Annotated in this window: 12 protein-coding genes; 2 read left to right on the top strand and 10 right to left on the bottom strand. The window is 72.0% G+C overall.

Annotated features, from left to right (window positions below; all coding sequences use genetic code 11):
- Positions 1-5 precede the first annotated feature (5 nt).
- Genes ACFZAX_RS01760 through ACFZAX_RS01790 form a run of 7 tightly spaced genes read right to left on the bottom strand, consistent with a single transcriptional unit; the run spans position 6 to position 6,559 of the window.
- Positions 6-758, bottom strand: coding sequence for a 3-oxoacid CoA-transferase subunit B (locus ACFZAX_RS01760; RefSeq protein ID WP_390958038.1), 753 nt, complete (start codon positions 756-758; stop codon positions 6-8).
- Entirely contained in the window at positions 758-1,453 is a 696-nt protein-coding gene (locus ACFZAX_RS01765) for a 3-oxoacid CoA-transferase subunit A (protein WP_390958040.1), read from the bottom strand. The genes ACFZAX_RS01760 and ACFZAX_RS01765 overlap by 1 nt, the downstream gene beginning before the upstream one ends.
- Positions 1,450-2,643: an acetyl-CoA C-acyltransferase gene (locus tag ACFZAX_RS01770; RefSeq protein WP_390958042.1), complete on the bottom strand. Its 1,194-nt coding sequence runs from the start codon at positions 2,641-2,643 to the stop codon at positions 1,450-1,452. Before ACFZAX_RS01770 ends, ACFZAX_RS01765 begins: the two co-directional genes overlap by 4 nt.
- Positions 2,640-3,929, bottom strand: coding sequence for an FAD-dependent monooxygenase (locus tag ACFZAX_RS01775; protein ID WP_390958396.1), 1,290 nt, complete (start codon positions 3,927-3,929; stop codon positions 2,640-2,642). Before ACFZAX_RS01775 ends, ACFZAX_RS01770 begins: the two co-directional genes overlap by 4 nt.
- 25 nt (positions 3,930-3,954) lie before the next feature.
- A complete protein-coding gene (locus ACFZAX_RS01780; protein ID WP_390958044.1) occupies positions 3,955-4,587 on the bottom strand; it encodes a maleylpyruvate isomerase family mycothiol-dependent enzyme in 633 nt (210 codons plus the stop codon).
- Positions 4,584-5,411, bottom strand: coding sequence for a fumarylacetoacetate hydrolase family protein (locus ACFZAX_RS01785; RefSeq protein WP_390958045.1), 828 nt, complete (start codon positions 5,409-5,411; stop codon positions 4,584-4,586). The genes ACFZAX_RS01780 and ACFZAX_RS01785 overlap by 4 nt, the downstream gene beginning before the upstream one ends.
- Positions 5,412-5,413: 2 nt before the next feature.
- The gene (locus tag ACFZAX_RS01790; protein ID WP_390958398.1) at positions 5,414-6,559 is read right to left on the bottom strand and encodes a cupin domain-containing protein; all 1,146 of its coding nucleotides are present in this window, start codon (positions 6,557-6,559) and stop codon (positions 5,414-5,416) included.
- A gap of 192 nt (positions 6,560-6,751) precedes the next feature.
- Here ACFZAX_RS01790 and ACFZAX_RS01795 point away from each other — a divergent pair, with 192 nt between their 5' ends.
- The gene (locus ACFZAX_RS01795) at positions 6,752-7,528 is read left to right on the top strand and encodes an IclR family transcriptional regulator C-terminal domain-containing protein (RefSeq protein WP_390958047.1); all 777 of its coding nucleotides are present in this window, start codon (positions 6,752-6,754) and stop codon (positions 7,526-7,528) included.
- Between the two features lie 287 nt (positions 7,529-7,815).
- On the opposite strand, the gene ACFZAX_RS01800 is transcribed toward ACFZAX_RS01795, so the two are convergent.
- The 3 genes from ACFZAX_RS01800 to ACFZAX_RS01810 all read right to left on the bottom strand — a co-directional run bounded on the left by ACFZAX_RS01800 (position 7,816) and on the right by ACFZAX_RS01810 (position 11,659).
- Entirely contained in the window at positions 7,816-8,340 is a 525-nt protein-coding gene (locus ACFZAX_RS01800; RefSeq protein WP_390958049.1) for a DUF305 domain-containing protein, read from the bottom strand.
- Positions 8,341-8,360: 20 nt separating this feature from the next.
- Positions 8,361-9,695: a DUF1996 domain-containing protein gene (locus ACFZAX_RS01805; protein ID WP_390958051.1), complete on the bottom strand. Its 1,335-nt coding sequence runs from the start codon at positions 9,693-9,695 to the stop codon at positions 8,361-8,363.
- Between the two features lie 239 nt (positions 9,696-9,934).
- Complete coding sequence (locus tag ACFZAX_RS01810; protein ID WP_390958053.1) at positions 9,935-11,659, bottom strand: discoidin domain-containing protein; 1,725 nt, start codon at positions 11,657-11,659, stop codon at positions 9,935-9,937.
- A 345-nt stretch (positions 11,660-12,004) separates the two neighbouring features.
- Here ACFZAX_RS01810 and ACFZAX_RS01815 point away from each other — a divergent pair, with 345 nt between their 5' ends.
- Positions 12,005-12,997: a substrate-binding domain-containing protein gene (locus ACFZAX_RS01815; protein ID WP_390958055.1), complete on the top strand. Its 993-nt coding sequence runs from the start codon at positions 12,005-12,007 to the stop codon at positions 12,995-12,997.
- Positions 12,998-13,306 lie beyond the last annotated feature (309 nt).

Raw genomic sequence — 13,306 nt, forward strand, 5'->3', positions numbered from 1 at the left:
AGATCCTAGGCCGTGCATGCCCCTCCCCGTCGGGCGGGCGGATGCGCGGGCGTCACCGCCCGTGCGCCCACCCGCCCCCCGCCCGCCTCCCGGTGCGGGACGAGGAGCTCGACGGACAGCCGCTCGCGCAGCTCGGCCACCGAGATGCCGTACGTCTCGCGCACGCGGACCCCGTCGCAAGTCGGCTCGAAGACGCCGTGATCGGTGTAGACGAGGTCCACGCAGGACGCGGCGGTCAGCGGGTACGTGCACGCGGGCACCAGTTTGGGGGTGCCGTCGCGGGCGAACAGCTTCATCATCACCAGCACCCTCCGTGCCCCGACGGCCAGGTCCATCGCGCCTCCCACGGCGGGAATGGCGTCCGGGTCGCCGGTGTGCCAGTTCGCCAGGTCGCCGTGGTGCGAGACCTGGAACGCCCCGAGCACACAGACGTCGAGGTGCCCGCCGCGCATCATGGCGAAGGAGTCGGCGTGGTGGAAGTAGGCCGCCCCGGGCAGTTCGGTGACCGGCACCTTGCCGGCGTTGGTGAGGTCGGGGTCCACCGCGTCGCCCGTCGCCGCCGGGCCCATGCCGAGCATGCCGTTCTCGGTGTGCAGCACGATCCCGGCATCCAGCGGCAAGTGCTCGGCGATGCGGGTCGGCTGTCCGATGCCCAGGTTGACGTAGGAGCCGGCGGAGATGTCACGGGCGATCCGGGCCGCGAGCTCGTCGGTGGTGAGCGGGCCGCGGTCCGTCCGCTCCACGACGGTGGTGGTCATCAGCGGGCTCCTTGCACGGTGAGCCGGCGGGCCTCGGCCCGTACGATCCGGTCGACGAAGATCCCGGGCGTCACCACGGCCTCCGGATCGATCCCTCCGACCGGCACGATGCCGGCGACCTGGGCCACGACCGTGGTGGCGGCCATGGCCATCACCGGGCCGAAGTTGCGGGCGGTCTTGCGGTAGACGAGGTTGCCCAGGGCGTCCGCCCGGTGGGCGGAGATCAGCGCGAGGTCCCCCTTGATCGGGAGTTCCAGGACGTGCGCGCGTCCGTCGATCTCCCGGGTCTCCCGGCCCTCGGCCAGCGGGGTGCCGACGCCGACCGGGCTGTAGAAGGCGCCGATGCCCGCGCCTGCGGCCCGCAGCCGCTCGGCGAGGGTGCCCTGCGGGACCACCTCCAGCTCCACCCGCCCGGTCCGGTACAGCTCCTCGAAGACGTAGGAGTCGCTCTGCCGGGGGAAGGAGCAGACCATCTTGCGCACCCGGCCGGCCCTGAGCAGGGCCGCCAGGCCCACGTCACCGTTGCCGGCGTTGTTGGACACCACGGTCAGCTCCTCGGCGCCCTGCCGGATCAGCGCGTCGATCAGGTCGAACGGCATGCCCGCCAGACCGAAGCCGCCCACCAGGACCGTCGAGCCGTCCTCGACGCCCGCCACCGCCTCGTCGGTCGTCCGGGCGGTGATCGTCCGGCTCATGCGGTACCCACCTCGTCACCGACGTTCTCCAGGACGACGGCGAGTGCCTGGCCCACCCCGATGCACACGGCCGCGACGCCCCAACGTTCGCGCCGCTCCCGCAGCACCTTGGCCAGGGTGCCGAGGAGCCGGCCTCCCGAGGCGCCCAGCGGATGCCCGAGCGCGAGGGCGCCGCCCCGGGTGTTGACGATCTCGGGGTCGACGCCCCAGGCGTCCACGCAGGACAGCGCCTGCACGGCGAACGCCTCGTTCAGCTCGACGGCTCCGACGTCGCCCCAGCCGATTCCGGCCCGGCGAAGCGCCCGTTCGGCGGCCACCACGGGGGCGTGGCCGAACATCCGCGGGTCGACGGCGTGCACACCGCGTCCGGCGATCCTGGCCACGGGGTCCGGGCCGATACGGTCGGCCGCCGCGGCGGTGCCCAGCAGCAGGGCGCAGGCGCCGTCGCTCAGCGGGGAGGCGTTGCCGGCCGTGATCGTGCCGTCCGGGCGGAACGACGGCCTCAGCGCCGCCAGCCTCTCCGGTGTGGTGTCGGGGCGGACACTCTCGTCGCGGGTGAGGCCTGCGACGGGCACGGTCAGATCGTCGTAGAAACCCTCGTCCCAGGCGCGGGCCGCGAGCCGGTGGGAGCGTGCCGCGAAGGCGTCCTGCCGTTCCCGGGAGATCGCGTACTTCTCCTGGAGGAGTTCGTTGCACTCACCCAGCAACACCGTCCACTCCTCGGGCATCGCGGGGTTGACCAGCCGCCAGCCCAGGGTCGAGGAGACGGCGGTGACATCCCGGGCGGGGAAGGCGCGGTCCGGCTTGGGCAGCACCCAGGGCGCGCGGGTCATGGACTCCACGCCGCCCGCGACGACGATGTCCGCGTCACCCGATTCCAGGGTGCGCGAGGCGATGATCGCGGCGTCGAGACCGGAGCCGCACAACCGGTTCACGGTGGTGGCGGGCACGCTCACCGGCAACCCGGCGAGCAGCACGGCCATGCGGCCGACGTTGCGGTTGTCCTCGCCGGCGCCGTTGGCATTGCCCCACACCGCGTCACCGATCGCGGCACGGTCGAGGTCCGGGACCTGGTCGAGCAGGCCCGTGAGCGCGGCGGCGGCGAGGTCGTCCGGGCGTACGCCGGCCAGCGCTCCGCCGAACCGGCCGAAGGGGGTGCGGGTCGCCGCGTACAGGTAGGCGTCGCTCACTTCGCACCGCTCCCCGCCGCGGTGAGCGCCCCGCCCCGGGCGGCCGTCGTGGCTCCGGTGTCCTCGACGGCCGCCGAGGAGAGCGGTATCGGCGCGAACATGGGGGGCTCCTCGTCCGGGGTCAGTGCGGTGGGACCGTACAGCCAGTCGGTGAAGGAGTAGTCGTGGGTGTCACGGGCGCGCAGGATCGCGTTGCGTTGCTCGCGGGCGGCCCCGTCGAGGTGCCACAACTCCCCCCAGGCGCGGGACGTGGTCAGCACGCGGCGGCAGTGCTCCGGGCGTACGGCCTCGTAGGCGGCGAGCGCGGCGGTCCAGTCGACCGTGTCGTCCTCGGTCCGGTTGCGGGCGACGTGTTCGCCCAGCACCCAGCCGTCCTCGACGGCCATGATCGCGCCCTGCGCGATGTACTGGAGCGGCGGGTGCGCGGAGTCGCCGAGCAGAGCGATCCGGCCGTGGACCCACTTCATGACGGGGTCACGGTCGAACATCCGCCACCACTTGTCGCGCCACATGAATCCGAGGCCGTCGCGGACGAAGTCGCTGGTCCCCGCGAAGGCGGCGTCGAGTTCGTCGGGCGTGCCCCAGTCCTCCAGGCCGGCGAGTGCCTTGGGCGACTCGAAGACCGCGACCTGGTTCAGCAGTTCGCCGCCGCGCAGGCCGTAGTGGACGAAGTGGCAGCGTGGTCCCACGTGCACCACGACCTCGCCGAGGTCGACGGACCGCGCCCGGGGCAGATCGGCGGGGACGGTACCCCGGTAGGCGACGTAGGCGGAGGAGACGGGCTCGTCGTCGACGAGCAGCCCGCGAGCGACGGAGTGCAGGCCGTCGGCGGCGATCACGACGCCGGCCTCGTGGACGGCGCCGGACGCCAGGGTCACCCGGGCGCCCGCCCCGGTGTTCTCGTACGAGGTTGCTTCCGCGCCGGTGACCAGCTCGACGCCGCCGCGCCTGCAGGCGCGCAGCAGGAGGCCGTGCAGGTCGCTGCGGTGGATGACCAGGTACGGGTAGCCGTAACGCTTCTCCAGGTCGCGCAGGTCGAGCCGGGTCAGCTCGCCGCCGTCGACGGCGTCCCGCATGACCATGGTGTCCGGGACGACACCGAGGCTCTTGGCCTCGTCCAGAAGGCCGTAGTCGTCGAGGATGCGGGTGCAGTTGGGGGCGAGCTGTATGCCGGCGCCGACCTCGCCGAATGCGGCGGCCCTTTCCAGCACACGGACGACGAGGCCCTGGCGGGTCAGGGAGAACGCGGCGCCGAGGCCGCCGATGCCACCGCCGACGATGATCACATCCGGGTTGGACACGAGGTGCTCCTCAGAGCCACGGGCCGAGCCCGGGGGCGTCGGCGAGCGAGTGGGGACGGCCTGCCAGCCAGGCGGCGACCTCGGGCAAGGGGCCGTCGGGAAGCCCGGTCAGTCCGCGCTTGGCGCGGATCTCCCCGGCCAGGACGGTGAGGAAGCCCTCCGGGAGGTCGGCGAACGAGACGCCCGTGCCGAAGTCGACGGCGTGCACGCAGGTCTCCCTCGACCGCATCCAGGGCAGCTCGGTGGCGGGGACGGTACGGCCCTGCACGGTGACGACCTCGTGGTGCCACTGCTCCTCGGTGAGGGCGTCGAGCCCCTCGTCGAGCGTGCGGGCGGAGGCCGCGAGCCAGGAGCGCAGCTCGTCGGCGGAGAGGGCGGGGCCCTTGGCGATCCCGGCGCCGCGCTCCTTCGGGGAGGCGTACATGGGTGTCTCGACGCCGGTGGCCGCCCAGCGCACCAGGTTGCACAGCGCGTCGGCGTTCGCGGCGACGTGCGCGGCGAGGTGCTTGCGGGTCCAGCCGGGCAGCGCACTGTCAGCGGTGAAGCCGGCCTCGTCCAGGCCGGCGACGGCGTCGAGCACCAGTCGCGTGCCCGTCCGGGCCCAGGTGCGGATCTCGGCGAGCGTTCCGGACTTGGCCGTCATGCCGCGACCACCTTGTTGACGCAGGCGCCCAGTCCGTCGATCTCGGTGACCACGGTCTGGCCGGGGAGGAGGAAAACCTGGGGATCGCGGGCGTTGCCGACCCCGGCCGGGGTGCCGGTCGCGATGATGTCACCCGGGTTCAGGGTGATGACGGTCGAGATGTACCGCACCAGGTGGACGGGGTCGAACAGCAGCGTGCCGGTGTCGTCCTGCTGCATGACCTGACCGTCGACGACCGTCCTGACCTCCAATGCGGGGCGGACACCGCCGACCTCGTCGGGGGTCACGACGTAGGGGCCGACCGGGGTGGTGGCCTCCCAGATCTTGCCCTGGGTCCACTCGACGGTGCGGAACTGCCAGTCCCGCAGCGAGATGTCGTTCATGACGGTGAAGCCCGCGATGGCCTCGGCGGCCTGCTGTTCGTCGGCGCGGCGGACCCGCGTGCCGATCACGACGGCCAATTCGACCTCCCAGTCGAACGCCTCGGTCTCGGCGGGCTTGACGATGTCGTCACCGGCGCCCAACAGGGTCTCGGCGTACTTCGGGAACAAGGTCGGGTGGCTCGGCAGCTCCCGCCCCATCTCCTTGATGTGGTTGGTGTAGTTGTGGCCGACGCAGATGACCTTGGAGGGGTTCGGCACGACCGGCGCGAAGTCGGCGTTCTCGACCGGGTAGGTGGCGCCGGTCGCGGCGGCGGCCCTGTCCTGCCAGCCGGCCTCGGCGAACAGCTCGCCCAGGTCGGCGCGGCCGAGGTCGACGAGGACGTCACCGTCGAGGCGGACCGCCCGGGTGCCGTCGGCGGTACGGAGGGTGGCGAGCTTCATGGTCAGGTGTCCTTCTGGGTGCGGTGGAGCTGGAGCGCCTCGAAGACGGGCGCGTCGGAGAAGCGGAACAGGTCGAGGCCGCCGGAGTCGGAGTCGGTCGTACCGGCCTCGGACCGGGCCGAGAAGGGCTCCCAGGAGGGGACGACGAACAGGTCGCCGCGTGTCACCGTCCAGGAGGTGCCGCCGACGGTCACGACGCCGGAGCCGTCGAAGACCTGGTAGACCGACGAACCGGTCTCGCGCACGGGTGCGGTCTCGGTCCCCCGGGCGATCCGGTGGAACTCCGCACGGATCGTCGGCAGTACGTCGGAGCCGTCGCGCGGGTCCGAGTAGCGCACCGCGGCGTGGCCGGGCTCGACGGCGCCCCCGAAGCCCTCTCTGTCCAGCAGCAGTTGGTCGGCGAGCGCGGCGTCGGTGTACTCCCACTTGTACGACAGCAGCGGGCTGCCCGGCGCGGCCGGAGCCGCCGAAAGCGGGCGCAGGCCGGGGTGGCCCCACAGCCGCTCGGAGCGCGACCGCTCGGGCGTGGCCCGCTCGGCGTCACCGATCGCGTCGCGGCCGAACTCGAAGAACTGGGCCTCGGTGGCGTACTGGAAGGGTATGTCCAGGCCGTCGATCCAGGCCATCGGCGCGGAGGTCGCATTGTGGTGGGCGTGCCAGTTCCAGCCGGCCTGCGGGAGGAAGTCGCCGCGGTTCATCGGGACCGGGTCGCCGCCGACGACCGTCCACACGCCCGAGCCCTCGACGACGAACCGGAAGGCGTGCTGGGTGTGGCGGTGCTCGGGTGCGTCCTCGCCGGGCATCAGGTACTGGATGGCCGCCCACAGCGTCGGAGTCGCGAACGGCCTCCCGCCGAGGGAGGGGTTGGCCAGCGCGATCGCGCGCCGCTCACCTCCCCGCCCGACCGGCACGATGTCACCGGCCCGTGCCGCCAGTTCGCGCAACCGCTGCCACCGCCACAGGTGCGGTACGGCGCGGGAACGCGGGTGGGCCGGCATCAGATCGCCGATCTCGGTCCACAGCGGGACGAGCAGTTCCTGCTCGAAGCCCCGGTACAGCTCTTCGAGCGCCGGGGTGACATCGGGCTGCCCTTCGGCCGCGACGGCGTGGAGTCGGACCGGCGAGCCCGGACCGATGTCGGGAGCGATGCCTTGCGCGGCGTCTCGGGCGGCATCTCGGATGCCGTCGTGGACGTCGCCCGGTGCGCCTTCTGGGGCGGGGGAGGACTGGGTCACGGCCTCAGCGTGCGCCGTGGTCCGCAGAGAGAACATGTAGATTCTGGAGAGCAGAATCATCAGTCCGCAGGCGTACCGCACCCGAGGACCGCACCCGGAGACAACGTGGACAAGCCACTCAAGACGCCCCCGCCGTACCCCATCGTGAGTGTCGACCACGCCCTTCGGGTGGCGACCATGCTGCAGATGGAGGGCGGTACGACCGTCTCCCGGGTCGCGGAGCGGCTGGGGGTCGCCCGGTCGACGGCCCACCGGCTGCTGGCGATGCTCGTCTATCGGGACTTCGCCGTACAGGACGAGAACCGCGTCTACCGGGCCGGACCCGTCCTCGAACTCGCGGCGCACTCGCAGTCCCAGGTGTCCCGCCTACGGGCCGCGGCCCTCCCCCACCTGCACCGGCTCGTGGATCTCCTGGACGAGACCGTGAACCTCACCGTCCGCACCGGGGACACCGCCCGGTTCATCGCCAGCGCGGAGAGCGGGCAGGCGCTGCGGGTCGGATCACGGGAGGGCATGGTGTTCCCGGCCCACCGCACGACCGCAGGGCTGCTCCTGCTCGCCGCGCTCGACGACGACGAGCTGGCGGATGTCTACTCCGCCTCGCGCTACCAGGACCGCCCCGCCGACCGGCCGGACCTGACGCGGCTCCGGTCCGAGCTCGACCTCATCGGTCGCAACGGCTTCGCCGTCAACCAGGAACGGTCCGAACGCGGGCTCGTCGCCGTCGGCGTACCGGTGCACGACCGGGACGGGGCAGCGGTGGCAGGCTTGTCGGTTTCGATGCCGAGCGTGCGCTACGACCCGCACGACCTGCGGCCCCTGATCGCCACCCTCTCCGGTGCGGCCCGCGCGCTGGAGGCGGATCTGACCGCCGGCGGGTGAGGCGCGGCGCACCTCCGGGCGCGCTCGGCGACCTGTCCGGCCGCAAGCGGCTGATCACCGCCAAAGCCGCCCTGGTCGCCGCCGGGTCCGCCGTGGCGGCGCTGCCCCCGACCGTGCAGGTCCTCCGGACAGGCCCGGGAACGGCGACCAGCGGCTCGTCGGCGTGGGCGCGGCGCTGCCGCGCCAGGCCCTGCGGGCTCGTACAGGTGCCGACGCGCTCGCCCGCTTCCCCACGGCACCTCCTCCCGGCCGTCAGGGGACGGACACGGCCCCGTCGACCTGTGCGGTCACACCCCTGGCTGTGCCCCGCGCAGCTCGTCCAGCCGGGCGGACGCTGCGGCCGTGCTCTTCGTGAGGGCCGCGGCCAGGTCCTTCGCCGGGTCCGCCCGGCCTCGGGCTCGCTCACCGGTACAGAGCATCCCGGACTGCGAGAAGTGGGCGCGCAGCGCGTCGGTGAGGATCCGGTCGAACGCCGGGCCGTTCGCGTCGGCCGCCTTCCGCAGGGTGTCGAGGCTGACCATGCCCGGCATGTCGTGCCCCTCGTGCGGATGGGTGTCGGGGACGCCCGAGAGCCGCAGCACCGCGCGCAAGCGGCGCAGGTCCGCGCGGAGTGTCGCGCCGGTGTCCGCCGCCAGGGCGGCCAGGGCCGGGTCCGTCGTGCGGGAGGGCGCCAGGTCGGTCAGGAGCCGCGCGCGCTCGGCCATGGGGATCATCAGGAGGATCCACGCGCTGTCGGTGGCGTTGAAGGCCGGTGCCGACGCTCCGGCTGTCGGCTGCGCGGTGCAGCCGACAGCCGGAAGCGCCAGAGCCACGACGCAAGCCGACCCCAGGGTCAGAACGTGCCGGCGGAGTTGCACTTGGCCTTCTGGTTGATGCAGTCCTTCACCCGGTGGCCGAGAGCGGCGTTGTCCCAGGCGTTGAAGAAGTCGCCGTGGATGGACGATGCCATGCCGGAAGCCAGCCGGAAGCCGCCGGCGCCGCCGCTGGTCGGGTAGCTGGTGACGAAGGAGAGGTTGGGGATGGCGACGGGGTAGGCGCCGCTGCACTTGCCGTCGTACGTGAACGCCACGTGCGACTTGTGGTCGGGGCTGTCGAGGTTCTTGCCGTCCCAGCAGTCGGGGAAGACCAGTTGGTGGGTGAGGTGGGCGGTCGGGGCGCACACGGGCCAGTTGCCGTCGGCACTCCGTCCGGTCTCACCGCCCTGGCCGGCGCACCAGAACTGGCCGGGTGATCCCGCCGGGGTGGGTGTCTGCGTCTTGGCGCTGCCCGCGATCATGCGGAATCCCTGCGGGAAGGGGACGGTCGCCGTGGGATCGGTGAGGCGGGAACCGTAGTAGACGATCATGCCTTCCGGTTCGACGGCCCTGTCGCCCTCGTAGAGGGTGGGGATCCAGTAGGCCGAGAGGTCGACGGCAGGGGTGCAACTGGTCGGTGTGCTGGCCTGCAGCGACTCGGGGGTGGAGAACGCGTCGGTGCTCTTGTTGCCGAAGAAGCTGTGCATGTGGGACGCGCCGGGCAGTCCCGGCAGGACGATGGGGTCGTCCGGCTTGGAGTGGCTGTAGGTGCAGGTGGCGTTGAACTCCGGTACCCGGACCGTGGTCGCGGGCACGGCGGCCGGTGTCATCGCGCGGAACTGCGCCAGCTGCGCGTTCCACTTGGCCTGGTCGACGGGGACCCAGCCGGCCGCCGCGCCGTCTCCCGCACCGGCGAAGGAGAACCAGTTGATGTTGACGAAGTCGCCGGGTGGCGTGCCGCGCAGCACGGCGAACACCGTCTGCGCGCCGGTGGGATGGGTGGTGACTTCGGTGGTCAGGGTGGACCAGTTCTGCCAACCGCCGGTCGGGGAGACCGGTATGACGGCGAGCAGTGGTCCGGTCAGTGCGGCGGTGCGGAGCTCCACCGTGCCCGAGCCGACGGCGGAAGCGGCCCGGGCCGAGACCGTCAGCCGGCCGGCCCCGCCGAGGTCGACGTTGTCGAAGCGCATCCAGTCGCCGTCGGCGAGGAACGCGGCGTTCTGCCCGCCGCCGGTGTCCGCGGTCGCCTCCAGGGCGACGCCCGACTGGGCCGCGTAGGACTCGGCCTGGACCGTGACCGTCGCGGCCTGCGCCTGGGGGGCCGAGACGGTCAGACTCAACGCGGCGGTCAGCACGACCACCAGAGCGCTCACCAACAGTGTGTACAGAGGAACGGGAGATCTGCGCATGTCACTTCCTCACGGGCTGGGGGGTGAAGACCGAGGGGTGAAGACCTGCTTCCGGACGGAGCACGGTGACGCGGGGAGACGGAGCCGGTCAGCGGCCCGTGCCCCGGCGTGACCGGGGTGGCCCGGGCCGCCGCCCCGTGCGACACGCGACGGGTGGAGCGGCCCGGGAGCATCACGGACACGGGAGGGCAGCAGCGCCAGGGCTACTGGTAGACCCGCACGTAGTCGACGAGCATCTTGGAGGGGAACGGGGTTCCGGCGTCCGTCGGGCCCGGCCAGTCGCCTCCGACCGCCAGGTTGAGGATCAGGTAGTGCGCGTGGTCGAAGATCCACGGCCCGCGTGTCTGCTCCACCTGGTCCTTGTCGAGGGTGAAGACGGTCCGGCCGTCGAGGCTGTAGGTGATGCCTCTGCTGTTCCAGTCGGCGGCCCAGGTGTGGTAGTCGTCGGAGAAGTCGGCGTTCCCGGGCAGTGTGTACGGCGAGCCGATGCCGCCTCCGCCGTTGTACGCGGGCGCGTGGACGGTCGAGTACGCGGTCTTCACGTCCTTGCCGAGGATCTCCATGATGTCGACCTCGCCGTTGTACGGCCACGGGCGGCCCGTCAGGAAGTCGGCGCCCATCATCCAGAAGGCGGGCCACAGACCGTTGCCCTTGGGAACCTTGATGCGCGCTTCGACGCGTCCGTAGGTGAACTGGAAGGTCGCACCGGTGTTCATCCGCGCCGAGGTGTACTGGCAGGTGGTGCTGCCGCTCAACGGGTCGGTCGGGCACGACGCCCCGGCGGTGGTCTCCTTGCGCGCTTCCATCACCAGGTGCCCGCCCCCGTCCAGTGCGGCGTTGCGCTGATCGGTGTAGTACTCCAGCTCGTTGTTGGGTCCGACGCCCGGATCGGCCCTCCACTTCGACGAGTCGGGCCTGCCGCCGGCCGCGCCGTCGAATTCGTCGCTCCACACGAGCCGCGGCGGGTTCGCGGGGTCGCTCGGCAGCGGCGGAGCCTGTATCGGATCGCCACCCGTGCCGTACACCTGGAACTCCCACAGCGAGTAGCCGTACGGGGTGGCGCGCTGCGTTCCGTACATGCGCACCCAACGGCCGGTGCCCGAGACGGCGAGCGTCTGCTTGAAGCCGGTGCCGGACGTCGTCGAATAGATCGGAGTCCAGTCGGCTCCGTTCGACGACACCTGTATCTGGAAGGACTTGGCGTAGGCGGGGTCCCACTGGAGGACCACTTTGTCGATCTGTGCCGTGGCGCCGAGGTCGACGGAGATCCAGCCGGGATCGGTCCATCCCGTGGTGGGGCTCGTGGCCCAGCGGGAGGCCGGGTCCCGGTCGAAAGCCCTGGCCGGCGTGCACTCCCAGCAGTTCGAGTCGCCCTGGGAGGAAGAAGCGGCGCCCGGCCTGCCGTAGGAGAGGAGCCGCCCGGCGTCGCCACCGGGGTTGCCGGTGCCGGCGGTGCCGTAGACCTGGAACTCCCACAGGGAGAAGCCGTACTGCGTGGCGCGCTGCGTCCCGTACATGCGCACGTACCGGCCGGTACCGGAGACGGCCAGGTTCTGGACGCCGCCCGTGCCCGTGGCCGTCTGGTGGAGGACGGTCCAGTTCACCGCGTCGCTCGACGCCTCGATCCTGAACGCCTTGCCGTAGGCGGCCTCCCAGTTGAGGACGACCCGGCTGATCCCGGCACTGGCTCCGAGGTCGATCTGGATCCACTGCGGGTCCGCGAAGCCGCTGGACCAGCGCGTCCCGGGGTCGCCGTCGACGGCGCTCTGCGCGCCGAAGGGGTTTTCGGTGCTTGAAGCGGTCGTGGGCTTCGCCTGCGAGAGCAGGACCTCCGCAGCCTGGGCGGAAGGGGCGGGAAGCGCGGTGAGAGCGAGAGTCGAGGCCACGAGAGCCAGAAGTAAGGCGAATCGACGCAGCAGCGTGTGCACGGGCGACTCCTCGAGTGGGGGGAGGGGGGAAGGGCGCGGGAGCCGGGGAACGCTCCCTGGAAGGGAGGATGGAGGGGCGTGCGAGGACTGTCAATACATCTCCCACCTCGAAAAAACCGCACCGCCACAACCTGGGAGAAGCCGGGGGAACGGTCTCTCAGGAGCCCTGCGCCACGGCGTCCGACAGGGCGGCGGCGCCGAGCGGGACGCGCCCGGACCCCGCCCGTGCCACTCCGGCCTGCGGATACGCTGCTCCCATCGCCACGACGCAGAGCCGGAGGTCGCCCCGATGAGAGAACCCGCCCCGCACAGGGCCCCGTGCGGCGGCACAGGGGACGGACCCGCATGAGACGCCCCACTCTCGAAGTGGTCGCCGCCCGGGCGGGCGTCTCCAAATCGAGCGTCTCCCGTGTCATCAACGGCGAGACGACGGTCGCCCCGCAGATCCGGGACGTCGTCATGCGTGCCGTCCACGAACTGGGCTACGTGCCCAACGGCACGGCACGCAACCTCGTCACCCGCCGCACGGACACCCTCGCCGTCGTGGTCTCCGACCCGCCTCAGGGAGTCGTCTCCGACGACCCCCTCTTCTCCGCCGTGGTACGGGCCGTCAGCAGAGAGCTCGAGAAGGCGGGCAAACGGCTCGTGCTCATGCTCGCGGAGTCCGACCGGAGCCGGACCAGGGTGGTGCGCTACATCGCCGGCGGACACGTGGACGGTGTGCTCCTGGTCGCCCTGCACGGTACGGATCCACTGCCGGCCGCACTGGCGCGACAGGGCCTGCCCGTCGTGTCCTTCAACCGCACCTCCGCCCAGGACGTGCCGTACGTGGCGCTGGACAACACCGGCGGAGCGGCACTGGCCGTGCGTCACCTCCTGGAGCGCGGACGGCGCCGGATCGCCACCATCACCGGGCCGCTCGAACTGTACGAGGCGCGCGAACGCCTCGACGGCTACCGTCGGACCCTGCGCGACACCGGCAGGCGCTCCATCGTGGCACTGGGCGACTTCACGAGAACCTCCGGCGCCGAAGCCATGCGGCAACTCCTGGAGGACGACCCCGACCTCGACGCGGTGTTCGCGGCCAACGACCTGATGGCGATCGGAGCCCTGCGCACCCTTCACCGGGCGGGCCGGCGCGTCCCCGACGACGTGGCGGTCATCGGCTTCGACGACATAGAAGCCGCGGCCTACACCAGCCCCGCTCTGACCTCGGTACGCAGCCCGATGGCCGACCAGGCGACCGCCGCCGTCCACCTGCTCCTCGGTCTGATCGACGGCGGCCCCGCAACACCGGTGATCATGCCGAACGAACTCGTGGTGCGTGAATCGACCTGATCCCCCGGCACGCCTTTCCAGCGGCCCCGCATCCGGGACGAGGCCCCAGAACCTCATCGCTCATCGCGCCGGACTGCTGGAGAGGGGGCTGGTGGTGGTCAACTGCGCGCAACAGCGGACCACTTCCGGGCGGCCGGTCGAACCGGTGGCGCACCCGGTCCCGCAGCGGTGCCGATGGCTTCACGGTCAACCGATCGGTCGGACGGCCGACCTCCCCGAACTCGGTGTTCTCCCGGTGCGGCGGGGCGGGCGAGCACGGTGAGGGACGATCGCGCAGCGAACCGGCCTCGCTGCCGGCCACGTGCTTGT

This window comes from Streptomyces sp. NPDC008125 (genome assembly GCF_042957125.1).
Lineage (GTDB): Bacteria > Actinomycetota > Actinomycetes > Streptomycetales > Streptomycetaceae > Streptomyces.